Genomic DNA, 23,140 nt, shown 5'->3' with positions numbered 1-23,140 from the left:
GTTGTCACACACAATTGGCGTCATACGCGATGGAACTCAAAGCTCAGCACAAAAAAACCTTTCAGATCCCCGAGGCTGGACGAGCCAACAAGTCTCGCTCTGGCGCTGGCATGGACAAAAAAATCATTGCCAGCAGTGCACCATGGAAAAAGGCTCTTATTTTTGCTTGCGCCGCTATTGTTGTGGCCGCTCTCGTTTGGGGGCTTAGCCAAACCGGCGAACGAGCCTTAACAGTGGACAAAAATCGCCTCAACATAGCAACCGTAGAACGCGGTATTTTCGAAGATTTTATCCCGTTGCGCGGTCGCGTCACCCCTGCCAAAACGGTTTTTCTGGACGCTATTGAAGGTGGCCGGGTTGAAGCCATTTTTGTTGAAGATGGAGCCAGTTTAGAGGCTGGTGACATGATTGCCCGTTTATCCAATACTTCGCTGCAGCTCAGTGTAACCAGCAATGAAGCCCTGGTGGCGGAACAACTCAACAACATACGCTCCATTGAGCTACAGCTGGAACAAAATCGTCTGCAGCACAAACGCAATTTGTTAGATATTAATCATCAAATTCGCTTGCTTACCCGCCAACTAGACCACGAGCAAGAATTATTGAATAACAATCTGATCGCCAAAAATCAGGTGGACGACACCAGAGACACGCTTGCCTGGTACACCGACACCTTAACGGTTTCCCTGGAGAGCCAGCGCACCGATGAACTGATGCAGCAACAACAATTGGCGTTTCTCAAATCAACCGGTGAGCAACTGGAAAAAGCACTGCAAATTTCCCGACAAAATCTGGAAAACATGAATATCCGCGCGCCAGTGGCTGGCAAGCTCTCTGGCTTCGATGCTGAAATAGGCCAGAGTATCGCCCGAGGGGGACGCTTGGGACAGATTGATACACCGGATGACTTCAAGGTAAGTGCTTTTATAGACGAATTTTATCTGGGCCGAGTGGATCTGGAGCAAAAAGCGTCCTTATCCCGTAACAATCAAAACTTCTCGCTGAGCATCAGTAAAATTTATCCGCAAGTGCGCAATGGACAATTTGAAGTGGACTTGCAATTCGATGCCCAAAAACCCGGTGATATTCGCCGCGGTCAAACACTGCAAACCAGGCTGCAGCTTAGTGATGCTGAGCCCGCCATTTTGATCCCCAACGCCGCTTTTTTTCAGGACACCGGTGGCAACTGGATATTCGTAGTTTCGGAAGACGGCAGCGAAGCAGTGAAGCGCAATATCAGAACTGGTCGACGTAACAATCAATACATTGAAGTCATTTCTGGCCTGGCTGCAGATGAACGCGTCATCGTGTCATCTTATGGCGAATATCAACAGATAGAACGACTCAACCTCAGCCTATGAACCATACCAACATTGAAAGGAACGAATCATGATTAAGCTAAACAACATTTCCAGGGTTTATCAATCTAATGATATCGAGACAACGGCGCTTGATCAGGTAAGCCTGGATATAGAACACGGTGAATTTGTTGCCATTATGGGACCATCCGGTTGTGGTAAATCTACTCTGCTGAATATTCTGGGCATGCTGGACAGTCCCAGCAGTGGCGAATATCACTTCCTTGATCAGGAAATTTCTGGATTCAAAGAAAGTCAGTTAAGTGCCATCCGTAAACACAATATTGGTTTTATTTTCCAAAGCTTTAACCTGGTGGATGAACTATCGGTACAGGAAAATATCGAATTAGCCCTGCTCTATCACGACATCCCCGCCCATGAACGTCGCAACAGAGTATTGCAGGTGATGGACAAAGTGGGCATTGCCCATCGCGCCAATCACATGCCCGGACAATTGTCCGGTGGACAGCAACAACGGGTGGCTGTGGCTCGCGCTGTGGTAGGTGACCAGGCGATGATCCTGGCCGATGAACCCACTGGAAACCTGGACAGTGCCCATGGCCAGGAAGTGATGGAAATGCTGCAACAATTGAACGCAGAAGGTACCACTATTGTGATGGTAACTCACAGTGCGGCACATGCCGATTACGCCACGCGTACCGTTAATTTATTCGATGGCAAAGTAGTCACCGAAAGCGTCAAAGCAGCCTGAGGGAACGTGAACTATGTTTAAAAACTACCTGCAAATTGCCTGGCGCAATATCATTAGTGACAAGCTGTATAGCTTGATCAATATTCTCGGCCTGGCCATAGGTCTCGCCAGTTGTTTGTTACTGTTTATTTTTATTGAAGATGAGACCGGATTCGATCAGCAATGGCCAGCTCCGCAGCGCACCTACGTGATTGAATCAACCTACTCCATTCCAGGCAGTGAGCCGCAATCTTTTAATGTAGCTCCGGGCCCATTAAAACACACTTTATTGGATTATTTTCCCGACCAGATCGAAGCCACAGCCAGGCTGAATCGACAATGGCCGATAGTGACAACTCGCAACGACATCTACGAGGAGCCGCTGTACTTTGTGGATCCAGAAGTCATCGATATTTTGGCGTTTGAAACCTTACGCGGTGACTTAGCCAGCACGCTTAACGATAATGCGGGTATCGCTTTATCTGAACAATTGGCCATCAAATATTTCGGCAATCTGGATGCAATTGGCGAGGTGATCACCATTGACAGTTGGGGAGTGGTAAAGGATTTCCGCGTAGGGGCGGTATACAAAAACGTGGCCCATAACACCAGCATAGAGGGCTTGACCGCACTGGTTAAAATTGTTGAAGAAGATTACATCGAAACTCAGTCCTGGATGTATACCGATTGGGGGGGCGGCAATAACCTGACTTTAGTTACGTTAAAGTCTGGTGCCAGTGTAGAAGATATCAATGGACGCTTAGAACAACTGGTGAAAGACAGAGTGATTTTGCCGGAATTTATCCAGGAAACTTATGCTGAGCCTCAAGATTGGATTGCCTTTTTAGCTCGCCCACTCTTCGATATTTACCTGAGTGAACCTGGCAGGCAAACCAATATTGCCATCTTTACCAGTATTGCCTTGGTGATTCTGCTGATTGCCAGTATCAATTTTACCAACTTGTCTGTAGCGCGCTCTACCCGACGCGCAAAAGAAGTGGCACTGCGTAAAGTCATGGGGGCCTCAAGGCCGCAACTCATTATGCAGTTTTTAGGTGAGACCATTTTCCTGACTGCCATCGCGCTGATCTTTGCCCTGGTTTTTGTGGAGTTGGCTTTGCCCGCTTATAGCCAGTTTTTAGAGCGAGACCTGGTGTTTGAGTACATGGGTTCCAATACCCTGGTGATGCTACTTTTGGTCTTTGTGGTGGGTATATTGGGCGGCATTTATCCGGCGCTGATTTTATCCGCCTTCCATCCAGCCAAGGTACTAAAAGCCAATAAATCGGCAGAGACTTCAGGCAGTGTCATGCTGCGCAATCTGCTGGTGGTGGCCCAATTCGCCATATCCATTGCGCTGATTGTTTGCGCCATAGTGATGTTCGCACAACGACAACACGCCATGAATATGGAAGTGGGTTACGACAAAGACCAGATCGTTATGTTACATGGTGTCGGCCGGGAACCCGTTGCCCAATCCTCAAGACAAAAGCTTATCCGGGAACAGATACTGAAACTACCTGATATGCAGGCAGCCACCTACATAAATATGTTCCCGGCGATGGCCAACAACTGGCAGTTGGGTGTGTCCTTCAACCGCGAAGATGGCTCCCGCTATAGCCAGAATACTCCTTTCAGAAATGTCGATGAAGGCTTTCTGGATACCTTCAACGCAGAAATCGTGGCCGGTCGCTATTTTGATATCAATATCGCCAAAGACATCCGCCCTGATTTTCAGGAATTGTTGCAGAATCCGGATATCAGACAAATCAATACCCTGGTGAACGAAGAAGCGGTGCAGCAATTTGGCTATAGCTCCAATGAAGAAATATTGGGTAAAGAATTGGAATACCAATTCGGCGATATCACCATTTTTGCCACGGTGGTGGGAGTAGTCAACAACATCAACTACCGTACCGTGAGAGAGCGAATTCAACCGGAAGTCTATATTTTTGTGGACTACGGCGGTATTGGCTTTTTAGCGGTACGCTTTGATGGTTCACCGCAAAAGGCGGAGCAATCACTGCTTTCATATTGGCAACAACATGTTCCTGAACTGCCCTTTGTGCGCACTTATGTCAGTGAAGTCATCGAACGCGATTTTCAGGGTGAACAAAAACAAGCGCAATTACTGGCAGTAGCCTCAGCACTAGCGGTAGTGGTGTCATGTCTCGGATTGTTTGGCTTGGCCAGCTTCACGGCCGAGCGCCGATTCAAGGAAATCGGCATTCGAAAAGTCATGGGAGCCAGCGTATTGGATATTGTCAAACTACTCACCTGGCAGTTCTCCAAGCCAGTGCTGCTGGCCAGTTTATTGGGCTGTGCCGTTGCTGCATTGCTCATGACCAATTGGCTGCAGGCATTCCCTTACCGTATCAGTGAATTATGGGTGTTCATCAGCTGCCTGGTTGCGAGTTTGTTGGCCCTGTTGATCGCCTGGCTGACAGTTGGAGGGAAAGCCACCAAAGTAGCGCGAGCAACGCCCATCAAGGCATTGCGCTACGAGTAAAAACACGGTTCCCGTTTCTCCTGCGTTTTCATAGAAGAAATTTATTCAAGGATGAATGCGCAGGAGGTTTTTGTGTCGACGCTATGCAAGTAGCTTTAACTGCTCGACATATTGCAATCTTGCTGCTCTCCAAAAGGATCTAAAAGATTAATATCAGCGCCTCCCGGAAAATCTTCTCTGGGCAGATAGTTTATCCAGTCGACTTGTTTCTGGATCAGTCCATTTTCATCAAATGTCTGAATGATCACGAATTTCCAATGGCTATATGATTGCCCGTCGTAGTTAATTGGCTCAAACGTGCCGATTGTCACCCCGGTATCACCATCCAAAAGTTGCTTTTGAATTGACAGACTATTGCCCTCATTTAATTTTAGAAGCGGATCACCCCACCTCAGAAATTCGCGAATAGCTTGCTTGCCTTTAGCGCAATGACCATAAACAACATCAATCAGTACAGCGTCACTTGCGTAGTGCGAGAGCAATTGTTTGAAGTCCTCCCGGGCATCGTATATAGCGAAAAAAGTGCTCATTTTTTTCGCTAATTCACTATGCTCATAACTTTTCGGGACTGTGCTGCATCCGCTAAAAAGCGATATCACCACAAAACAAAAAGTCCACCTGGTAAGGCGTTTAATAAACCTGGAATGAGTGACTTTTTTTACAAAAGATAAACCCGAGTTATGCAATTGTTCCCTCTTTGTGCCTGCGGCAAAAATACAAAATAACACAGTGCTTTTAATCACCATAAACAGATCACCTGTAGAGTTAAGGGCTACTTGATTCCATTCGGGAAGAAACAAGACGTTGCTTAAAACTAACGGCGTAATAACGCAGCATTAAAACACTCAATACTATGCCACTAATGGTATACAACAGGCTATCTTGATGTTCATGCAACTGCTCAGCAACGTTCACTTGCCAGCCGGTCTGTTGCAACACATAATCGAGACTTATGCCCATTGCCACAGCCGTCAATATAACGCCCAGCAGATAGGCAATAATGGCGCGCTTACCCAGCTCTTTTCCCAACACGCCCAAAGTCGCAAGATTGGTAGCGGGACCAGTAAGCATGAACACCAACACAGCACCGGGAGAGACGCCCGCCAAGATAAATCCAGCCCCGATAGGTGTAGACGCTGTAGCACAGATGTACATAGGAATACTCACTACAATCATCAACATCATAGTAAGAATACTATCACCCCATTGCACAAAGAGAGATTCCGGTACCCAGGTTTGTACCATGGCAGCAAAGGCCAGGCCCACCAGCAACCAGGTAGCGGTATCTCCCAATAACTTTCCAAATGAAAACTGCAACACCGCAGTCCAGCTTTTATCTTCTGTGGTATCGTTAGAATGCTTATGGCCACAGCAACTGTGTACTTTCGGTTTTTCAACTGCTACCCCTTCTTTGTCGGTCAAACGTACAAGTTCTCCCGCAACAATCGCGCTGGTTATCGCCGCGATGGGTCGCACTATTGCCATTAAAGGTCCCATTAAGGCATAGGTGACCGATACCGAATCCACGCCAGTTTCGGGGGTTGCTACCATGAATGACGCAGTGGCATTTTTGGATGCGCCGCGCTTTCTCAATCCCAAGGCTGTCGGGATCACGCCACATGAACACAGTGGTAGAGGTGCACCAATAAACGCCGCCTTAACCGAATGACCAAAAGACGCCTTACCCAACTGACTTTCCATCCACTTTTTAGGTAAATATACATTCATCAACCCTGCGATAAAGTAGCCCAACAATAGCCAGGGAGCAGACAGCACCAACAAATCCCAAAAATTAATTAACAGGTTCATGCTACCTTCTCCTCTATTGCTTCCAGAATAGAACAATGTTCGGCACTCTCAGGCCCACCGCAACAGGTGGCCACCACTTTTTTAAGAGTTGTTTCAAAGCGTTGTAATTGTTGAATTTTTTGCTGAATATCCGCCAGTTTATGCTCCGCGATGTGTTTTACCTCGCCACAAGTATGAGCGCCTTTTTCAACTTTGATATCCAGCAACTCTTTCACTTCTTTGAGAGTAAAACCCAGATTCTTGGCAGATTGAATAAAACGCAGACGCACTCTATCGTCTTCGCTGTACAAGCGATAGCCATTATCTGCTCGCAAACCTGGCGATAAGATCCCTTGCTGATCGTAAAAGCGCAGCGCTTCTACCGTAATGTCCTCCGCCTTAGCCAGTTGTCCAATCTTGTACATAACATTCTCTTCGGTGTTTCAAGGTTACAATCAAGAATAAACCCTATAGTTATATATAAGGTCAAGGGTTTAATATCACTTAATTGTGGAAAACGTCTTTGAAGAGGCTATTTGATTAGGTCATGCTGTGGAAAGCCGGCTCTGCAGTTCTGAGATAAAGCGATTTAACCAGCCTGAGGCTTTACTTGGTTTATACACCAGACAGAGTTTTTCTCGATAATGCCAAGGTAGTTCACTCACATTCAAGCGCTTTAATATCCCGGAAGCAGCGCACAAATCTGGCATATAGGCCAAAGTACGTCCCTGTTGTACCAACATCAACAAGGTGCTGAAATCATCACATCGATAAGCAATCTCTCGCGATAAAACATCATCTCGCCAGCCATCGGAGCCGATTCCCCGCTTAATACCACAAAACGGCGAAACCGCCGGACAAGCAAAAGGGTATTGGAGAATATTCTCATGAGAAAGGGTGTTATTGCGATGCTGCAGCAGCAATGGATGAGCAGGCCCTGCCATAACAGCAAATTCGGTTTCACCCAAAGCAACCTTTGCGAGATCTGTATTGCCACTGGCAATCGCTTCGGCAGTAACGATGGCCAAATGGGCAGAGCCATCACTTACCTGTTTCAGCGCCTCTCCTTCCCATTGCGCCGCAATATGCACCTGAAACTGATTATCCGGTAAGCAGTCCAGTACCTTAGGGAGTAAGTATTGCAATAACACCACAGGTCCAGAAACATTAACGATGGTTTTATGTTGCCCTTGTCCAAAAGCACTAATGGCTTGCTCAGATTCATGCACTATAACCCGAGCGTAATCACAAAAACGTTCGCCCTGCAGGTTTAAGCGAATGTTCCTGCCTTGTCGCTCAAACAGTTGGGTATTGGTCAATGCCTCAATGCGACGTATCGCTTTAGACAAAGCACCGGGTGTTTTATTGAGTTCTTTGGCCGCGACTTGCAGGTTATTACTGCGGGCTACGGTCAAAAAATAGCGTAAATCGTTGAGGTCCACAATTCACCAAACATACACAATCAAAGTAATACCATATCCCAATAGGAAACATTTATGCACTCTATTTCGATGTTTTTATAACAGCCAGTATCAGACAATAGCGATTATTGATGTGTCACTGATGGAAAAACGCTTGTGCTCCGAATTCGCTTACTCACACTGTTCAGCCTGTTAACCATTTTTATTTCGATGCCTAATTGGGCAGATGCCCCCCAGGCTTTCAACTCTCAGGCAGACAATGTCAAGACTGACAAACATACCCACCATCAACGTTCAGGCTCTCATGGCATGGTGTTGTTTACTGATGGTCAACAGCTCTTCGCCAGCCACTTACCACTGTATCGAGCACCACACGACTACCAGTTGATATACCAAATAAAAGTGGTACACGCGGCGCAGTATATCGGTTATTTAATGTCTCAAAAGAGCACTGCGCAGCCCACGGCGGCTTTAACACTGCTACCCGAACCGTTTGATCTCAACAGGTTAATAGAGGGAGAGTCTTTTTCCCTTGAGGCCACAGTATTTCAAGGTCACTTTGAGCGTGGTGGTAAGCAATGGTTAAAAGACACTGTAGAATTTGAACAGCTAATCTATCGAAGACATCTTTCTACATCTCTACCAGAATCCGCTCCGGTTACTCAGTGGCAACTGATCCCGTTGCCGTCAAACCGGCAGCTATTGGTGCACCAGATAAGACAAGCTCCGTCCTTTGATGCTATTTATCTGGCCGAAAACTGTGCTGAGTCATACAAAAGCCCGATAAATGTTTTGGTTTCAGAGGCCAATCAAACACTGACAGTGGACTTCAGGCACTGTCAGCAACATCGCCCCCTGTATGTAGAGCTTCAGGATTTTTTGCAATAACACATTATGACCAATCTTACTTATAGCTTGCTACGTCTATTATTCACTTGGGTTATCAGTGTCCAGGCTAACTCAACGCCCCACACAACTGTTACAGACAATGATCTCCAGAAACTACAGCAACACCAGTGGCAGCACGGCGCAGCAAATTGTCTTATCCAGCAGGCTACGGCGATTGAATCCTATCAATACAATGCCCAAACGTTTGTGCTTCGTCAGAACAAATGCCTGCATTACGAAGCGCCTTTCATTTATCTGCTCATTGGTAAGGAACGGGCCCTGCTCCTGGATACTGGTGCCACGGCCAACGCCAATGAATTTCCTCTCTACGATGAAGTGCAGAAACTAGTGTCATCAGTGAGTTCAAGCAACCATTCCATGCCACTATTGGTGTTACATTCTCATGGCCATAGTGACCATGTTGCCGCAGATGGACAATTTCAGAATCGCCCCGGAACCACGCTCATTCCCCCCAATCTCAGTGGCGTAAAGGCGCACTTTGGCTACGGTCCAAAAGGCCTCAATTGGCCAGATGATACTAAATTGATTGACTTGGGTGGCCGAAAGCTCACGCTTATACCTATACCCGGTCACAGTGAGGATGCTATTGCGCTTTTCGACGAACAAACTGGATGGCTACTCACGGGAGATAGTCTGTATCCCGGCAGGCTTTACGTGCGCAACTGGCAACAATACCGTCTCAGTATCCAACGCTTATATGAATACACAGCATCGTTAGCCGTTACCGCTATTATGGGAACACACGTTGAAATGAGTAAGACGCCAGGTGTTGATTACCCTATGGGGGCAACCTATCAGCCCAACGAGGCCCCTCTTCCGCTGGACTTTGAACAACTCAAAATATTGCAAGACTTGTTGCAAATTACGCCTTCCCCAACCAGACGAGTGGGCGACACATTTATCCTGCAACCTCTGGACTAGTTCACGGATGGGGTTTTCAATTAAACGCTAATGCCATTCAATTTCCATTTTCAACGCTTCAGGGTCTGGAGTCATGCCGCACATCTCATCATACGGCGTATTTTGCTTTAACCACACTTTTTCGAAACGCTCGTTGTCCAGAAAAGACTTTATCTCATTGATACAGTTAAATTTCTTCGGATGATTTTGCTCATCGTAAAGATACCAGGTGCGGTTTTCGCCCTCAATCGAGGCCAGATAAAAGCCCCCTTCAAAGGATTCTATGTGTAAGTTCATGTTTGTTCCCCGTTTGACAACTTGTGTTTTAAACGAGCAACCGGAGAATTTAGTTCATTAAATAGCCGGAATCAGGCAACCAACTTGCCACCTAACCAGTCCCGCTTGGATGAAAACTGCATACTCAAATACTCCTTTTGATCTTCCAGTATGCGATTATTACGCAAATAGAGTTGCTCATACATGTTGGGTTTGAAGGGTATAGCAATAAGGTGCATATTGGCCTCTTCTGGCGTGCGGGCCCCTTTTTGCACGTTACAGCGTTTACAGGCTGTTGCCGAATTCATCCAGGTTTTCTTGCCTCCACGGGAACGCGGTACTATGTGGTCGAGCGTTAACTGGCCCGGACGGAATTGATGGGCACAATACAAACAGGTGTAATTATCTCGGGCAAAAAGCCAGCGATTGCACAAAGGGATTTTACCATTCTGATTAACCACCTTACCCTTGCAGCCGATAATGGAAGCAATTTGCAGTTGGCTTTGCTCGCCGTTCCGATTATGGCCGCCGAGCAAAGTTCGCTTAGCGGTGCCCAATTCAAACAACACATTGCCAAGAGAATATTGCTTACAGGCTTCTTCGATAGTGATCCATCCCAAAGGCATGGTACTTTGATTGAGTCTTAATACATACATAGGCTGTTACCGTTATTATTATTGTTCAGCTGACTATATTTTGTACACAAAGTATGACAGATTTTTAAAAAACAGGTTAAATTTCACTCATTTTTGATTTGAGCAAGAATCTTACTCAGTAATAATTACAGCTGTTGAGCGCTTATTTATCGTACTGAAAACCATCTGGTCCGACCTTTATCACTAAAATCTATAATCGCCATCTAAATAAGTAATTTAGCTTTTCCGCCGGATTTTCATACTCTGTAACATAAGCCATCGTTATTGGAGTCGAAATGAAAATATTTGTTGTGAATGAAACACCCGGGATCGCACAAGATTCTGAGAATGTTTCTTTGGAGCGCAGATGCAGCGCAACTCCCGCCACAGTTAAAAAGTTAACTCTGGCTGGTGCTTCAATTACCGTGGAAACAGGTACTGGATTATTGGCAGGCTATGATGATGCCAGCTTTGTTGAAGCCGGAGCTAAAATCAGTGACGACCGGGCGTCAGGGCTTAAAGAAGCCGATATCGTTTTGTATGTTACAAGGCCAACCCAGGATGATATTGAGCACCTGCAAGCGGGTGCATTGGTGATTGGACATTTAGATCCTTTCTTCCAGCAACCGCTGATAGAGCAATTACAAGCGAAGCAAGTCACCGCCATCAGCGTGGAAATGATACCGCGCACCACACGTTCACAAAAAATGGATGCCTTGAGCTCCCAAACCAACCTGGCAGGATATGTGATGGTGCTCAATGGGGCCAGCCAGTTAGACACCATCCTCCCTATGATGATGACCCCGGCGGGGACAGTAAAACCTGCCAAGGTATTTATCATTGGTGCGGGTGTGGCAGGTTTGCAAGCGATTGCCACAGCCAAGCGACTTGGTGCCAGTGTGACCGCCTTCGATACGCGCCCTGTGGTGGCAGAACAAGTGCAGTCGCTGGGAGCCAAATTTCTGGAAATTGATTTAGGTGAAACCGGACAAACCAGTCAGGGTTATGCCAACGCCCTCACACAAGAGCAGATGCAAAAACAAAAAGAAGGGCAACGTCAGGCGATTGCCGATTCAGACCTTGTAATAACTACCGCGCAACTGTTCGGTCGTAAACCGCCTCTTATCGTCAGCGAGGAAGATATTGCCGGTATGAAACCCGGAAGTGTGCTGGTAGATATGGCGGCGGAAAATGGCGGCAATGTCGCCGGCTCTGAGCCGGGTAAAACCGTAGTTAAAAACGGCGTAAAAATTGTCGGTACTGGCAACTGGCCCAATCAGGTGCCTAAAGATGCCAGCGATTTGTACGCCAACAACCTGTTTAATCTGCTGGATGAATACTGGGACAAAGAGCAAAAGCGCTTTGTACTGGACCTGGAAGACGACATTTTAGATGGTTGCGTGATTGTCCATCAGCAGGAATTGCGTAATGCCATGCTCATAAAACACTTTGCCGCCACTGAAGGAGACGCCTGATGGAACTGATTTACTTACTCTTTATCCTGGTACTTGCAGGCTTCCTGGGTTTTGAACTGATTCACAAAGTCCCTGCTACCCTGCATACCCCGTTAATGTCGGGTGCCAACGCGATTTCCGGTGTTACCTTGATTGGAGCCATGGTATCGGCAGGCTCCGATAATACCCAACTTACCACCATATTGGGTGTGGTCGCGGTTATTTTTGCCACAGTAAACGTGGTGGGTGGTTACATGGTCACTGACCGTATGCTGTCCATGTTTAAGTCCAAACAAAAGAATAAGGAGGCCAAATAATGGACATGCTTATTTTAGTGAATATCAGCTATGTTATTGCTGCCATCCTGTTTATTGTGGGCCTCAAATTGTTGAGCCACCCTGCCACGGCTAAGAAGGGTAACCTCACTTCCGCGCTGGGTATGTTTATCGCCATCGTCATGACTTTGCTGCACAAGGATATCATCAGCTATGAGTTAATTTTTGCCGGCATCTTAATCGGTGGCGTACTCGGTGCCTGGATGGCAAAACGGGTGGAGATGACCGCCATGCCAGAGCTGGTTTCCCTGTTTAATGGTTTTGGCGGCCTGGCGAGCTTGCTACTGGGTTTATCGACGCTCACCATTAGCAATAGCAACAGCCTGACAATCACCACTATGGTAATTGCCTATATTTCCATACTCATCGGTGGCGTCACCTTCAGTGGAAGTTTGATTGCCTGGGCTAAACTAGGCGGCAGAATGGCCAGTAAAGCCTTAATTTTTCCGGGCCAGCGCTGGCTAAATGGGTTGATTATCATCACCGCTATTGCACTGCCTTTTGTCATTGCCACACAGCCCTTTAACTTGCAATGGTTTTACATCGCCATCGCTTTAGCTCTGGTATTTGGCATCCTGGCCACCATCCCGATTGGCGGTGCAGATATGCCAGTGGTGATTTCACTGCTCAACAGCTATTCCGGATTAGCCGCTACCGCCGCAGGTCTTGCTATCCAGAACAATATTCTGATTGTGGCGGGCTTACTGGTGGGTGCCAGCGGGATTATTCTGACGCAAATCATGTGTAAAGCCATGAATCGCTCATTGATGAATATCCTGCTCTCCGGTTTTGCTAAACCCATTGAAGCCGGTGAAAAAATCGAAGGTGAAATTAAATCACTGTCAGCTGAAGACGCCTTTTATGTCTTAGAGGCAGCCCAAAGTGTGGTAGTGATCCCCGGCTATGGTATGGCGGTAGCTCAGGCGCAACATGCGGTTAAAGAGTTACAGGAACTATTGGAGCAAAATGGTGCAGAAGTAGCTTATGCTATTCACCCGGTAGCAGGTCGCATGCCTGGCCACATGAACGTATTACTGGCCGAAGCCGATGTGCCCTACGAGCAGCTGTACGAAATGGATGCCATTAATCCGCGTATGGACAGCTTTGATGTCGCCATTATTATCGGTGCCAACGATGTGGTTAATCCGGCCGCGAAAGAAATGAAAGGCAGTCCTATCTATGGCATGCCAATCATTGAGGCGCACAGAGCCAGGAACGTATTTGTGCTGAAACGCTCCGCCTCAGCCGGTTTCGCCGGTGTGGATAACCCACTGTTCTTCAAAGATAACACCCGAATGGTATTTGGCGATGCCAAAGATACCCTCAACACCGTTATCCGGGAATTTGGGGATTAAAACGAGTATTTCTACTCTACACAGGCCAGCATTTTGCTGGCCTTTTTTATTCTGTTATTTTTGTCTTAGCCTCTTTGTCGAGCACCTACACTTGTCCCAAATGGACTTTTAATGTCTTAACTGAATCTTACTTAATTTCGCCAACTGAGTGACCCTGATGTTACTGCTTGCTGATTTTCAACAAGTAATTCTCCTACACAACTCAATTAAGGAATTAAAATGTCTGTAGTTATGATTTCTACTTTTACCGTAAAAGACGCTGATAAGTTTCAGTCATACCTGGTTCAATCTAAGCAGTTGGCCTCCGAGCATGAGGCTGAACTCGTTCTTCGCGGTACGTTAAGTCGGGTGCTCAATGGTAATGGTTATAACGCTCAACAAGTGGTTATTGCTCGATTTCCTTCTCAGGAAAAAGTGGATGCCTGGTTTGACTCATCTGAGTACAAAGCGCTTATCGATACCAGGGAGCAGGCCGCTGACATGGCCATGATGACCTATGAAGTCATGAATTAAAGATGCCAAAGGAAGAGGCATTGGTAAATATCCCTTTCCTCTTTCTAATTTTCTTGCCTCAATGCTAACGAGTTTGATCCCCCCCCTTAAATAATCTTCGGTATTCTTTGGGGGATATCCCAACCAGCCTTTTAAATAAACGCCGAAAAAAGCTGACATTTTCATAACCTAGCAATTGCGCCACATGCTCAAAAGAGACCGTCTCAGTCTCCAAAATTCGACGAGCCTCTTCTACTTTGAGATGTTGAATGTATTCGTTGACCGCATAATTGGTGGCCTTCTTAAATTTTCGATTTAATGTTTTAGTGGTTAAGTTGCTGACAATTGCCAACTCAGAGATGGTTATGGAGCGATGCAAATTGTCTGTTATATGTTGTTGGCAGAGCAAAACGGCACTATCACCGTGGGTTTTGTTGATCACAAAAGATTTAAAACTCGACTGTTTATTATTGTGAAAATCCACCAACGTACACTTCGCCGTTTGCAGCGCTACGTCTCTGTCGCAACACCTTTCAATCAAGCGCATGCACAAGTCCTGATCGGCACTGACTCCACCCGCAGTTAACAAATTCCCCTCCTCTGCAATCAATAAATTAGTATCCAGTTTAACCTCAGGAAAAGCCGCTCTAAACAGTGGCTCTAGTGCCCAATGGGTAGTGGCTGTTTTGCCATTTAACAATCCTGTTGCAGCCAATAAAAAGGCGCCCGTACAGATACTGGCAACAATTGCCCCACGATCGTGCATCAGTTTGATGTAAGCGACTCTGCGTTTGAAACTCTGGCTGTGTGGTTGAATATTCATTCCTTCTGACGGCACTATCACCAAATCAAAGTCATCATCATCTGAAATTCTATTGTGAGGCCGTATTTTCGCGCCGCTTAGCCCAGTAATTTCTTTATCTGTGAGTCCCGTAATTGAAACATCAAAATTTGGTGTCAGTGGTAAATCATGGATCTTATTCCAGAAAACACCTGCCTGTATGAACATATCGAATGGCCCAAACACAGTGGAAAATAGCGCGTTTTCACTCACCAAAATGTTGACTTTCAAGACCTGCATACAAATGTCCTATATGGAGCTTTTTTGTCCAATTTGAAGCTTAAATAAGTTTTCTGATGAGTGCAACATGTGCTCTAGAGCTTCAGGAGATAACGATATGACACAAAAAATACTGGTGACCGCAGCCAATGGAAATACCGGATTCACTACTTCACTGGCACTGCTAAAACGCGGGCTTGCTGTCAAAGCTGTAGTAAGAAACACTCAGTCAGAGAAGTCGAAACAGCTACAATCTCTGGGTGCGGAAATTGTACAGGGAAACTTAGATGATTACCGGGATATTGAATCGGCACTTAACGGCGTTTCTGGTGCTTATTTTTGCGCTCCGTTTGAACAAGATGCCTTATTAAAAACTGCAAATTTCATTGTAGCGGCAGAACATGCTGAAGTGGAGCATGTTGTCTATATGAACCAATGGTTAGCCTCAGCGGCCCATCCGGCAATTCACACACGTGAACAATGGTTAACCAAACAACTGGCAAACCTGCATAAAAATACGGCTTACACTTTTATCAATACCGGCCTGTTTGGTTTTACCTATTTTTTCACCTTAGAGATGGTGACTCAACTGGGCATTTATCCCACCTTGTTAACTGAGCATGAGCTTGCGCACAAAGCCTTAAATGCGCCCCCTTCAGAGGAAGACCAGGGCCGGGTTATTGCTGAAATTTTGCAAAACCCCGACAACCATAAATTCAAGACCTATCGGATAACAGGGCCTAAGCTCATTTCCCACCAGGATGTCATTGACTGCTATTCACAAGCCCTGGGAAGAAAAATCCGGCCTATGACTATCAGCAAGAAAATGTTGTTTAAGTCTCTAAAGGCCATGGGATTTGATACCTACCAGATGGTAAATGTTAATTATTATCTTGAAGAATTAGAACACGGAGTTTTTGCTTCAAAAGAGGGGGTCAATGACCTGGTGTTTGAGCTTACGGGGGTGCATGCCGAAAGCTTCGAGATTATATTGCAGCGTCATTTGCAACAATCAGATTTACAGAATCGTACTTTTAAATCTGTCGCTAACGCGCTGCTTTTCTTTGTAAAAATGTTGTTCACACGCTCACCAGATTTGGACAGTTTTCAAAGACAGCAGCGCTTTCCTGAGTTCTTTCGGGCCCCGGTTTACGCCTATGAAAGTGGTGACTGGCAACAAATTCATCTAGCAGACCAGCAGTTATTATCGACAAACACCCCACCCCCTCGTTAAGAAACCGACGAAACAAGCGTGTCATTAAACAATTAAGGAGTATTTATGGATCCTTTTTATCTTGCATTGCTTTATAACCTGGTGCTTTATTTCATGCTACTAGGTTTACAAGTTGTATACCGCACCAGAAGTTACGGATTGGCTTATGCCTTATCTAACCTAGACGCGCAAAAAACAGAGCAAAAATGCCAGCTTAGAGCTCGACGAGCAAAAGATAATCAAACTGAGTTTTTGGTGTTTTTTTGCGGATTATTCATCTGCCTGGAAGCGAGTGAAATTAGCGTCGCCCAATTAAGCTTTTTAGCCATTGTTATCATGGTATCCAGAAGCATCTATATATTGAGTGTTTTATTGGGGCTCCCTTATATACGTTCGTTGTCTTGGCTATCGGGCTTAATTCCGTTGCTTTATATTTTGGTGTTGCTTCTGAGCTAGTACGAAAAGAGCGTTCATTGCTATGCATATATAGCGAGTTTTACTCGCTATATTTTGTGACTATCGAAAATGCAGCTTCATACTTAGTAACGACTGACTGTTTTTTAAATTGCCTCAAAATACTGCTATCATCGCGCTAAATTGCAGTGTTTGTTTACAAGTTTGAGCCAATCTCAGAAAGCCTCCCGGTTACATCAATCCTATTATCGCAATGGGCCCAGCCACCGCGACGGTGCGGATGTCTCTTTTAATGACATCATTAAGATTTTCGGCTTTAAAACCGCCACAGTTGGCAACTGGGTGACCAAACAAGAGCAACAAATCGCAGCCAATTTGTTTTTTGATGCCCTTTGCGATCTGATGACCATACTCCAGGTGCCGGAACAGGTTATTTCTTTAAACGGCACACTATCTTTGGCCTTTGGCAAAGGTGGACAAAAATACAGTTCCGCCCACTACAATGCCGGTACGCGAACGTTGGCGCTGGCGAAAAATGCCGGGGGCGGCGCATTGGCCCATGAATGGTTTCATGCTTTTGATCATTACATCAGTCAAAAGCTATTCCAGAAAGCCCGGCATACAGACTTTGCTTCCGTATTATGGCTTAAAAATATTCAGGTCATTGAACACCCGATTAATCATTTGCTGGAAAACTGCTACCAGCATATTTTTCTCAAACCCAACAGTGACGAACTCAGCGACCTGTTTATTAAAAGTGCGGCAGCGGATAAATCTCTCAACACTTATTATTATGCGCAACCGCAAGAGGTGTGTGCCCGGGCCTTTGAAGCCTGGGTGCAAGATCAGCCTGTTAAAAACGCGTTTTTAGTACAAGGCACCAAACAATCTACTGAAGCGAAACTAGGGATCTACCCTGAGCCACAACAGCGCTCTGAAATTGCTGCTCACTTTATGCGTTATTTTGCTGCATTGGGGACGGCATTAGATAGAATGGAAGGTGAATCCCGACAACAATAACTAACGAGCTCCTGATGAAAATACAACAAGTTACCCATGACCAACTTGAACAATGTGCAGACTTATTCGATCAGTACCGCCAGTTTTATCAACAACGTAGCGATTTAGATTCAGCGCGAGCTTTTATTTCAGCGCGCCTGGTGAAACAAGACTCCGTTATTTATATCGCGTTAGATGAAAATAACAACGGCATGGGATTTACCCAACTGTTCCCATCCTTCTCTTCGGTTGCCATGAAGCAGGTTTATATCCTGAATGATTTATATGTCACTGAAAAAGCGCGCAAGCAAGGAGTAGCAAAAGCCTTGATGATGACAGCACAAGCGTTTGCTCAGAAAAACAAAGCGCATGCGATTAAGCTGGCGACGGCAAAAGACAACGTTCAGGCAAAAGCGCTTTATGAGCAACTGGGCTATAAAATGATCGACAGCTTTGACTACTATACTCTTAAGATTTAATCTGGAAAACGAATCTAATGCTGATGAAAACTAAAAAGGTAACTTGCAAGAACTTAAAAGTGTTACTTCTAATGTTCATTTTTACTCCATTTTTAACGCTAGCCGGAGGCTACTCAAACTGGGCAAAAGTGACTCAAATAGATCTGGAGAGGGGCAACGGTATTATGGTTTTTGGTGAGTTTGGTAACCCCAGCCAATGTACTATCGCCGATCGTTTGTATATCCCTGCCAGTCATCCCGAATATGAAAAAATGTATTCTATGCTGTTAACTGCGTTTGCAGCTCAATACGACGTTAGAGCCTATTCGCATTCATGTGGGCCCGTTGGATGGTATACAGTAGCAACCACCACCTACAACTTTGTGGATAGTGGTTCGCTTGGTATAAGGCAATAATCGCCTCGGTTAGTTACACAAAATCCTTCACAATTTTGCGCACCGAACGATGGTAAAATGGCAACAATAAATTGTCTTTTACCTCGTCTGCGGGGTAGCCAAACAAACCAAATTTATTGCCCTTACTTTGGCTGATCACCACGATGTGATTGGGGCGCTCTTCCAGACGGCCGTGCAGGGGATCAATAACCGGTACCAGATAACGCCCCAGTTTTATCATGCCTACTTTGCGATTTTCGCGATAGACGATTTTGTCAAATACGGGATTATCCAACACCGCATAAACGGCAAACTTAGGCACCTGAATAGGAATATTCCGGCAATAGAATTGCACCACCTGCAGCGAATCGGTCAGATGGCTGATACATGAAGGTAATTGACTCTCGCTCATAACAGCTCCCCTTCAAAGGTTATCCTGTCCGTGGAAAAAGTCCTGATTTGTTTTTGATGTTGTTAAATGCACAGTTTTAACTGCCCACATCTTTAATATAGCAACACCTGGAAAAAAGGAAATCCGAAATTTGTAACGGATTTATTTCCTACTTAGGTTATCTGCTGCTATGTGCGAAAGGTTTAAGTTGAATCAGTTTTTAAAAACGCTTTTTTATAATTAAAAATTCAGATAAAAATCTCGACACAATGTTTTATACGCATCGGTGTAATCACCTGTATCATCCCGGATGATTATTTCCTGAATGCTTTCGTCGTTGAGGCTTTTTTCTGGACCAGAACTGACATCATCCCCGATTAATTCTGCGCTCTGAACACCTAAATGCCACAGTTGACAGTAGGGTGCCTTAGCTGGCGTGGCTTTTACGTCCAGTCGCGCTAATAGCTCAAAGTGAAGCTTTTCTGTCAGCATTTCTACCTGAGATTCAGCTGAAGTCGGCAATACCAAATAAAAATGACCAGCACTGGCCAATAGTGTCGCCACTGACTGAAACAATGACTCCAGACTGAGCTGACTTTGCTGTCTTGCCACGGTGCGCTTTGCATCCCGTTGCTGATTGCTGGCGTTATGAGCAGCAGAGGGCGCATGCTCAAACCACGGCGGATTGGCGAGGATCACATCATATTGTTGGCGGTTGTGATGCCACCAGCTAGCGAAGTTTGCATGATGTAAAGTGATCTTGTCTGGCCATGGTGATGCCTGGAAATTATCTTGTGCTTGAAGTGCGGCATCGCTATCAATTTCGACAGCCGTAATCTGGCAATTTGAATGACTCTTTTGTGCCATCATCAAACTCAAAATGCCCGTTCCTGTGCCAATATCAAGTATTGTGTTCGCGGCTCCCGGCTGACACCAACTGCCCAATAATAAGCTATCGGTGCTCACTTTCATGGCACATTTATCTTGCACAACCGTAAATCGTTTACAGCGGAACATCTATTAGTCCCACAGCTGCAAGGCCATCATTTGTCTGGCGACGTCAATAGCGTGGACCGGGCGATATTTGCGTAAGGAACCCAGCATTAGAGGGGATAATAGCGGACTGAGCCAAACACCTAACCTTTCGCCAAGACGAAATTCATCCCGCTCACCCAGCAATAGCGAAGGCTGAACCGGTTTAGCATGCAATTCAGTCATGTTGGCGATGGCGTTTTCCAGTTCACCTTTAACCCGCAAATAAAAATTGGAACTGGTGGCGTCGGCACCAACAGAGGATATCCACGCGAAGCTCTGCGCATGTTCGGCTTTAGCTAACTGTGCTGCCTGCAGCACGTAATCGTAATCTACCCGGCGAAACGCCTGCTCACTACCCGCTTTTTTAATGGTAGTTCCGAGGCATACATAGATATGTGAAGCACCAAAATACGAGCTACAAGCTGACAAATTTTCGTAGTCCACAACTTCTAACTGCAACTTACCGGCGCTGCTCATGGTGGCATATTCCCCAGTGGGTTTAGTGCGCACCAAACAAATAATTCGGTCGTACCTGGGGTCATCCAGTAACAAAGTCAGTAAGTGCTGACCGACTAATCCTGTCGCACCTAGTAACAAAGCGGTTTTGTGGTTTTGTGCTCGCATGTTATAACTTAGCCATAATGCAATATATTGCTGATTTTACTGATCTGTGCTGGTTTATTAACCATATTATTCGCTGAACAACAACTTTAATATGAAGCACTCCAGATCCACTACTAAATTTGCCTACAGGATACTCTGAAGCATGAAAAAACTCACCCTGCTTTCTGGCCTGATCATGAGCAGTACTTTGGTACATGCGCAAGCGCCAGAAAAACTCAGTATTGAACGAATATTTTCCTCTCCCGCCCTTGAAGGCAGCGCACCAGCCAAATTGAAAGTTTCCCCCGATGGACAGAGAGTTACTTTTATTCAGGGCAAGGTAAGCGATTACGAACGCTACGACCTTTGGGAATACAACGTTGAAAGCGGTAAAACCCAGGTATTATTTGACGCCGACAATTTGCACTCCGGTAAAGAAGAGCTGTCCGATGAAGAAAAAGCCCGCCGAGAGCGCCGTCGCGAATACGGCACGGGTATCATGGAATATCAATGGTCTAGTGACGGCAAAGCCTTGTTATTCCCTCTGGCAGGAGATGCTTGGTATTACCCCATGGGCAGCGCTAAAGCGCAACAAATCTTAGAGACGGAAAGCTTTGAGACAGACATCAAAATTTCACCCAAAAACACCTTCATTTCCTTCATTCGCGAACAAAACCTGTACCTTAAAAATATCGCCACGGGTGAAGAGACTCAGGTAACCACGGATGGTGGCAACGCCATTAAAAACGGCATGGCGGAGTTTGTGGCGCAAGAAGAAATGAGCCGCATGACTGGCTACTGGGTAGCACCTGATGAATCTAAAATTGCCTTTATCCGGGTTGATGAATCGCCGGTAGATATCATCACTCGCACCGAAATTTACGCAGACAATGTCAAGGTTGTACAACAGCGTTATCCCCGTGCCGGTACCCCCAATGTTACTGTAAAACTGGCAATATATGATGTAGCCACAAAACAAACCCAATGGGTAGACCTGGGACAAGAGCAAGATATCTATCTGGCCCGCGGTAAATGGCTCAATAACAGCAAACAATTTAGCTTCCAGCAGCAAAGTCGCGACCAAAAGCAACTGCAACTCAAAGTCGTCGACACCGTTAGCAATAAGGTATCGGTTCTATTGACGGAAAATAGCTCAACCTGGATTAACTTGCACGACGACTTGTACTTCCTCAAAAAGCAGGATGCTTTTGTCTGGGCCTCAGAGAAAGATGGATTTAAGCATCTCTACCTGATGGATAACAAAGGCAAGCAGCTTACACAATTGACCTCCGGTGACTGGGTGGTGGATTCTGTTGCCGCCATTGATGAAAAAGCCGGGCAAATCTACTTCACCGGTCGCAAAGATACGCCGGTTGAGCGTCACCTTTACAAGGTTTCGTTAAAGGGCGGTGACATAACCAAGGTGAGCCAACGTTCCGGTTTTCATTCCATTGCTTTTTCAAAAGACGCCAGCATTTACGTAGATAACTTCTCTACCATCAATACGCCACCTCAAGTAAGTCTGCACAAAGCGTCTGGGGAGCACCTTACCTGGCTAAGCGAAAATGCCATTGACGACAGTCACCCACTGGCAGCTTATCAGGAGCAATGGGTGCAGCCTGAATTCGGTACCATCAAAACCCAGGATGACGTCACGCTACACTACAGAATGTGGACACCCAAAGAAATCAGTGGCAAGCACCCTGCTATCGTATTTTTATACGGTGGGCCACACGCTCAAATAGTACAAAACAAGTGGTATGGGAACCGTGGACTGCTAATGCAGCATTGGGTTGATAAAGGGTACGTGGTATTTACCGTTGATAACCGCGGTTCCAATTACCGTGGCAAGGCGTTTGAAGATCCTATTCATGAACGCATGGGGGAAATCGAAGTTCAAGACCAGGTGGCGGGTGTGAAATTCTTACATACCCTGCCCTATGTAGATAAAGACAAAGTTGGTGTGTATGGCCACAGCTACGGTGGTTACATGACGTTAATGAGCATGTTTAAAGAGCCTGACTATTTCGCCGCAGGTGTGTCTGGCGCCCCAGTCACTGACTGGCGTTTGTACGACACTCATTACACCGAACGCTATATGGGTAACCCCACCACTAACCCTGAGGCCTATACTCGCTCATCAGTATTTCCCTATGCAGAAAATTTAAAAGGTGATTTGTTGATTTATCACGGAATGGCAGATGACAACGTGTTATTCACCCACTCCACCATGTTGTACAAACACTTGCAGGATCTGGCCATTCCGTTTGAAGTAATGGATTACCCGGGTAAAAAACACAGTATCAGAGGTAAACAAACCGGAATACATTTGTACAATACCATTACCAATTTCTTTGATCGCACCTTGCGTTAAAAGCTGAAATAAAGCACCAAAAAGCCGCTGGCGAATTCATTCTCCAGCGGCTTTTTTCATGGGGTCTTCTGCTCA

Annotated in this window: 25 protein-coding genes; 15 read left to right on the top strand and 10 right to left on the bottom strand. The window is 45.8% G+C overall.

Translation table 11 applies throughout. The annotated features are described in order from the left end of the window. Positions 1–29 precede the first annotated feature (29 nt). The 3 genes from ACXAGP_RS15615 to ACXAGP_RS15605 are packed head-to-tail and all read left to right on the top strand — an operon-like array spanning position 30 to position 4,558. Complete coding sequence (locus ACXAGP_RS15615) at positions 30–1,361, top strand: efflux RND transporter periplasmic adaptor subunit (RefSeq protein ID WP_475262492.1); 1,332 nt, start codon at positions 30–32, stop codon at positions 1,359–1,361. 28 nt (positions 1,362–1,389) lie between these two features. Continuing rightward, positions 1,390–2,070 carry an ABC transporter ATP-binding protein gene (locus ACXAGP_RS15610; protein WP_475262491.1) on the top strand — a complete coding sequence of 227 codons (681 nt, stop codon included), beginning with the start codon at positions 1,390–1,392 and terminating at the stop codon, positions 2,068–2,070. 13 nt (positions 2,071–2,083) lie between these two features. Further along, entirely contained in the window at positions 2,084–4,558 is a 2,475-nt protein-coding gene (locus tag ACXAGP_RS15605; RefSeq protein ID WP_475262490.1) for an ABC transporter permease, read from the top strand. Positions 4,559–4,653: 95 nt separating this feature from the next. Here ACXAGP_RS15605 and ACXAGP_RS15600 read toward each other — a convergent pair whose 3' ends face one another. The 4 genes from ACXAGP_RS15600 to ACXAGP_RS15585 all read right to left on the bottom strand — a co-directional run bounded on the left by ACXAGP_RS15600 (position 4,654) and on the right by ACXAGP_RS15585 (position 7,788). Further along, a complete protein-coding gene (locus ACXAGP_RS15600) occupies positions 4,654–5,088 on the bottom strand; it encodes a nuclear transport factor 2 family protein (RefSeq protein ID WP_475262489.1) in 435 nt (144 codons plus the stop codon). 235 nt (positions 5,089–5,323) lie between these two features. Beyond that, positions 5,324–6,367, bottom strand: a complete 1,044-nt coding sequence (locus tag ACXAGP_RS15595) for an SO_0444 family Cu/Zn efflux transporter (RefSeq protein ID WP_475262488.1) — start codon at positions 6,365–6,367, stop codon at positions 5,324–5,326. Continuing rightward, entirely contained in the window at positions 6,364–6,771 is a 408-nt protein-coding gene (gene zntR, locus ACXAGP_RS15590) for a Zn(2+)-responsive transcriptional regulator (protein ID WP_475262487.1), read from the bottom strand. Before zntR ends, ACXAGP_RS15595 begins: the two co-directional genes overlap by 4 nt. Positions 6,772–6,891: 120 nt before the next feature. Then, positions 6,892–7,788: a LysR family transcriptional regulator gene (locus ACXAGP_RS15585; RefSeq protein WP_475262486.1), complete on the bottom strand. Its 897-nt coding sequence runs from the start codon at positions 7,786–7,788 to the stop codon at positions 6,892–6,894. 135 nt (positions 7,789–7,923) lie between these two features. Here ACXAGP_RS15585 and ACXAGP_RS15580 point away from each other — a divergent pair, with 135 nt between their 5' ends. Together ACXAGP_RS15580 and ACXAGP_RS15575 are read left to right on the top strand one after the other, a co-directional pair. After that, complete coding sequence (locus tag ACXAGP_RS15580; protein ID WP_475262485.1) at positions 7,924–8,655, top strand: hypothetical protein; 732 nt, start codon at positions 7,924–7,926, stop codon at positions 8,653–8,655. 6 nt (positions 8,656–8,661) lie between these two features. Then, positions 8,662–9,597, top strand: coding sequence for an MBL fold metallo-hydrolase (locus tag ACXAGP_RS15575; RefSeq protein WP_475262484.1), 936 nt, complete (start codon positions 8,662–8,664; stop codon positions 9,595–9,597). 27 nt (positions 9,598–9,624) lie between these two features. Here the strand turns inward: ACXAGP_RS15575 and ACXAGP_RS15570 are convergent, their stop codons facing one another. Together ACXAGP_RS15570 and ACXAGP_RS15565 are read right to left on the bottom strand one after the other, a co-directional pair. Then, positions 9,625–9,873 (bottom strand): DUF6482 family protein, encoded by a 249-nt coding sequence (locus tag ACXAGP_RS15570; protein WP_475262483.1) that lies wholly within the window; start codon positions 9,871–9,873, stop codon positions 9,625–9,627. A 71-nt stretch (positions 9,874–9,944) separates the two neighbouring features. Beyond that, the gene (locus tag ACXAGP_RS15565; protein WP_475262482.1) at positions 9,945–10,508 is read right to left on the bottom strand and encodes an HNH endonuclease; all 564 of its coding nucleotides are present in this window, start codon (positions 10,506–10,508) and stop codon (positions 9,945–9,947) included. A gap of 275 nt (positions 10,509–10,783) precedes the next feature. Here ACXAGP_RS15565 and ACXAGP_RS15560 point away from each other — a divergent pair, with 275 nt between their 5' ends. The 4 genes from ACXAGP_RS15560 to ACXAGP_RS15545 all read left to right on the top strand — a co-directional run bounded on the left by ACXAGP_RS15560 (position 10,784) and on the right by ACXAGP_RS15545 (position 14,144). Further along, the gene (locus tag ACXAGP_RS15560) at positions 10,784–11,962 is read left to right on the top strand and encodes an NAD(P) transhydrogenase subunit alpha (RefSeq protein WP_475262481.1); all 1,179 of its coding nucleotides are present in this window, start codon (positions 10,784–10,786) and stop codon (positions 11,960–11,962) included. Beyond that, positions 11,962–12,258 (top strand): NAD(P) transhydrogenase subunit alpha part 2, encoded by a 297-nt coding sequence (locus ACXAGP_RS15555; RefSeq protein WP_475262480.1) that lies wholly within the window; start codon positions 11,962–11,964, stop codon positions 12,256–12,258. The genes ACXAGP_RS15560 and ACXAGP_RS15555 overlap by 1 nt, the downstream gene beginning before the upstream one ends. After that, entirely contained in the window at positions 12,258–13,631 is a 1,374-nt protein-coding gene (locus tag ACXAGP_RS15550) for an NAD(P)(+) transhydrogenase (Re/Si-specific) subunit beta (protein ID WP_475262479.1), read from the top strand. The genes ACXAGP_RS15555 and ACXAGP_RS15550 overlap by 1 nt, the downstream gene beginning before the upstream one ends. 219 nt (positions 13,632–13,850) lie before the next feature. Then, positions 13,851–14,144 (top strand): DUF1330 domain-containing protein, encoded by a 294-nt coding sequence (locus ACXAGP_RS15545; RefSeq protein WP_475262478.1) that lies wholly within the window; start codon positions 13,851–13,853, stop codon positions 14,142–14,144. Positions 14,145–14,208: 64 nt separating this feature from the next. On the opposite strand, the gene ACXAGP_RS15540 is transcribed toward ACXAGP_RS15545, so the two are convergent. Then, positions 14,209–15,204 (bottom strand): GlxA family transcriptional regulator, encoded by a 996-nt coding sequence (locus tag ACXAGP_RS15540; RefSeq protein ID WP_475262477.1) that lies wholly within the window; start codon positions 15,202–15,204, stop codon positions 14,209–14,211. A 97-nt stretch (positions 15,205–15,301) separates the two neighbouring features. Between ACXAGP_RS15540 and ACXAGP_RS15535 the strand changes: the two genes are divergently transcribed. The 5 genes from ACXAGP_RS15535 (at position 15,302) to ACXAGP_RS15515 (ending at position 18,683) form a co-directional block, all read left to right on the top strand. After that, entirely contained in the window at positions 15,302–16,417 is a 1,116-nt protein-coding gene (locus ACXAGP_RS15535; protein WP_475262476.1) for an NmrA family NAD(P)-binding protein, read from the top strand. A gap of 45 nt (positions 16,418–16,462) precedes the next feature. Next, positions 16,463–16,852, top strand: coding sequence for an MAPEG family protein (locus ACXAGP_RS15530; protein WP_475262475.1), 390 nt, complete (start codon positions 16,463–16,465; stop codon positions 16,850–16,852). Positions 16,853–17,014: 162 nt separating this feature from the next. Next, positions 17,015–17,830, top strand: coding sequence for a CLCA_X family protein (locus tag ACXAGP_RS15525; protein ID WP_475262474.1), 816 nt, complete (start codon positions 17,015–17,017; stop codon positions 17,828–17,830). 14 nt (positions 17,831–17,844) lie between these two features. Further along, positions 17,845–18,288, top strand: a complete 444-nt coding sequence (locus ACXAGP_RS15520; RefSeq protein WP_475262473.1) for a GNAT family N-acetyltransferase — start codon at positions 17,845–17,847, stop codon at positions 18,286–18,288. A 71-nt stretch (positions 18,289–18,359) separates the two neighbouring features. Continuing rightward, positions 18,360–18,683, top strand: a complete 324-nt coding sequence (locus ACXAGP_RS15515; protein ID WP_475262472.1) for a hypothetical protein — start codon at positions 18,360–18,362, stop codon at positions 18,681–18,683. A gap of 13 nt (positions 18,684–18,696) precedes the next feature. Here ACXAGP_RS15515 and ACXAGP_RS15510 read toward each other — a convergent pair whose 3' ends face one another. The 3 genes from ACXAGP_RS15510 to ACXAGP_RS15500 form a co-directional block, all read right to left on the bottom strand. After that, on the bottom strand, positions 18,697–19,074 hold the full coding sequence (locus tag ACXAGP_RS15510; RefSeq protein ID WP_338291462.1) for a hypothetical protein: 378 nt from the start codon (positions 19,072–19,074) through the stop codon (positions 18,697–18,699). A 219-nt stretch (positions 19,075–19,293) separates the two neighbouring features. After that, positions 19,294–20,070, bottom strand: a complete 777-nt coding sequence (locus tag ACXAGP_RS15505) for a tRNA1(Val) (adenine(37)-N6)-methyltransferase (RefSeq protein ID WP_475262471.1) — start codon at positions 20,068–20,070, stop codon at positions 19,294–19,296. Positions 20,071–20,073: 3 nt separating this feature from the next. Beyond that, positions 20,074–20,712 carry an NAD(P)H-binding protein gene (locus ACXAGP_RS15500; protein WP_475262470.1) on the bottom strand — a complete coding sequence of 213 codons (639 nt, stop codon included), beginning with the start codon at positions 20,710–20,712 and terminating at the stop codon, positions 20,074–20,076. Positions 20,713–20,854: 142 nt separating this feature from the next. On the opposite strand from ACXAGP_RS15500, the gene ACXAGP_RS15495 reads away from it, so the two are divergent. Continuing rightward, positions 20,855–23,065, top strand: a complete 2,211-nt coding sequence (locus ACXAGP_RS15495) for a S9 family peptidase (RefSeq protein WP_475262469.1) — start codon at positions 20,855–20,857, stop codon at positions 23,063–23,065. Positions 23,066–23,140: the final 75 nt, after the last annotated feature.

It is taken from the genome of Planctobacterium sp. AWM4_229 (genome assembly GCF_056160305.1).
The sequence above is the reverse complement of the archived record's forward strand: the minus strand, read 5'-3'. Positions and strand labels throughout refer to the sequence as shown.

What these genes read in the sequence shown, in the direction of transcription:
- ACXAGP_RS15615 (WP_475262492.1), top strand. Translation starts at nt 30, where the DNA reads ATGGAACTCAAAGCTCAGCACAAAAAAACCTTTCAGATCCCCGAGGCT.
- ACXAGP_RS15610 (WP_475262491.1), top strand. Translation starts at nt 1,390, where the DNA reads ATGATTAAGCTAAACAACATTTCCAGGGTTTATCAATCTAATGATATC.
- ACXAGP_RS15605 (WP_475262490.1), top strand. Translation starts at nt 2,084, where the DNA reads ATGTTTAAAAACTACCTGCAAATTGCCTGGCGCAATATCATTAGTGAC.
- ACXAGP_RS15600 (WP_475262489.1), bottom strand. Translation starts at nt 5,088, where the DNA reads ATGAGCACTTTTTTCGCTATATACGATGCCCGGGAGGACTTCAAACAA.
- ACXAGP_RS15595 (WP_475262488.1), bottom strand. Translation starts at nt 6,367, where the DNA reads ATGAACCTGTTAATTAATTTTTGGGATTTGTTGGTGCTGTCTGCTCCC.
- zntR (WP_475262487.1), bottom strand. Translation starts at nt 6,771, where the DNA reads ATGTACAAGATTGGACAACTGGCTAAGGCGGAGGACATTACGGTAGAA.
- ACXAGP_RS15575 (WP_475262484.1), top strand. Translation starts at nt 8,662, where the DNA reads ATGACCAATCTTACTTATAGCTTGCTACGTCTATTATTCACTTGGGTT.
- ACXAGP_RS15570 (WP_475262483.1), bottom strand. Translation starts at nt 9,873, where the DNA reads ATGAACTTACACATAGAATCCTTTGAAGGGGGCTTTTATCTGGCCTCG.
- ACXAGP_RS15565 (WP_475262482.1), bottom strand. Translation starts at nt 10,508, where the DNA reads ATGTATGTATTAAGACTCAATCAAAGTACCATGCCTTTGGGATGGATC.
- ACXAGP_RS15560 (WP_475262481.1), top strand. Translation starts at nt 10,784, where the DNA reads ATGAAAATATTTGTTGTGAATGAAACACCCGGGATCGCACAAGATTCT.
- ACXAGP_RS15555 (WP_475262480.1), top strand. Translation starts at nt 11,962, where the DNA reads ATGGAACTGATTTACTTACTCTTTATCCTGGTACTTGCAGGCTTCCTG.
- ACXAGP_RS15550 (WP_475262479.1), top strand. Translation starts at nt 12,258, where the DNA reads ATGGACATGCTTATTTTAGTGAATATCAGCTATGTTATTGCTGCCATC.
- ACXAGP_RS15545 (WP_475262478.1), top strand. Translation starts at nt 13,851, where the DNA reads ATGTCTGTAGTTATGATTTCTACTTTTACCGTAAAAGACGCTGATAAG.
- ACXAGP_RS15540 (WP_475262477.1), bottom strand. Translation starts at nt 15,204, where the DNA reads ATGCAGGTCTTGAAAGTCAACATTTTGGTGAGTGAAAACGCGCTATTT.
- ACXAGP_RS15535 (WP_475262476.1), top strand. Translation starts at nt 15,302, where the DNA reads ATGACACAAAAAATACTGGTGACCGCAGCCAATGGAAATACCGGATTC.
- ACXAGP_RS15530 (WP_475262475.1), top strand. Translation starts at nt 16,463, where the DNA reads ATGGATCCTTTTTATCTTGCATTGCTTTATAACCTGGTGCTTTATTTC.
- ACXAGP_RS15520 (WP_475262473.1), top strand. Translation starts at nt 17,845, where the DNA reads ATGAAAATACAACAAGTTACCCATGACCAACTTGAACAATGTGCAGAC.
- ACXAGP_RS15515 (WP_475262472.1), top strand. Translation starts at nt 18,360, where the DNA reads ATGTTCATTTTTACTCCATTTTTAACGCTAGCCGGAGGCTACTCAAAC.
- ACXAGP_RS15510 (WP_338291462.1), bottom strand. Translation starts at nt 19,074, where the DNA reads ATGAGCGAGAGTCAATTACCTTCATGTATCAGCCATCTGACCGATTCG.
- ACXAGP_RS15505 (WP_475262471.1), bottom strand. Translation starts at nt 20,070, where the DNA reads ATGTTCCGCTGTAAACGATTTACGGTTGTGCAAGATAAATGTGCCATG.
- ACXAGP_RS15500 (WP_475262470.1), bottom strand. Translation starts at nt 20,712, where the DNA reads ATGCGAGCACAAAACCACAAAACCGCTTTGTTACTAGGTGCGACAGGA.
- ACXAGP_RS15495 (WP_475262469.1), top strand. Translation starts at nt 20,855, where the DNA reads ATGAAAAAACTCACCCTGCTTTCTGGCCTGATCATGAGCAGTACTTTG.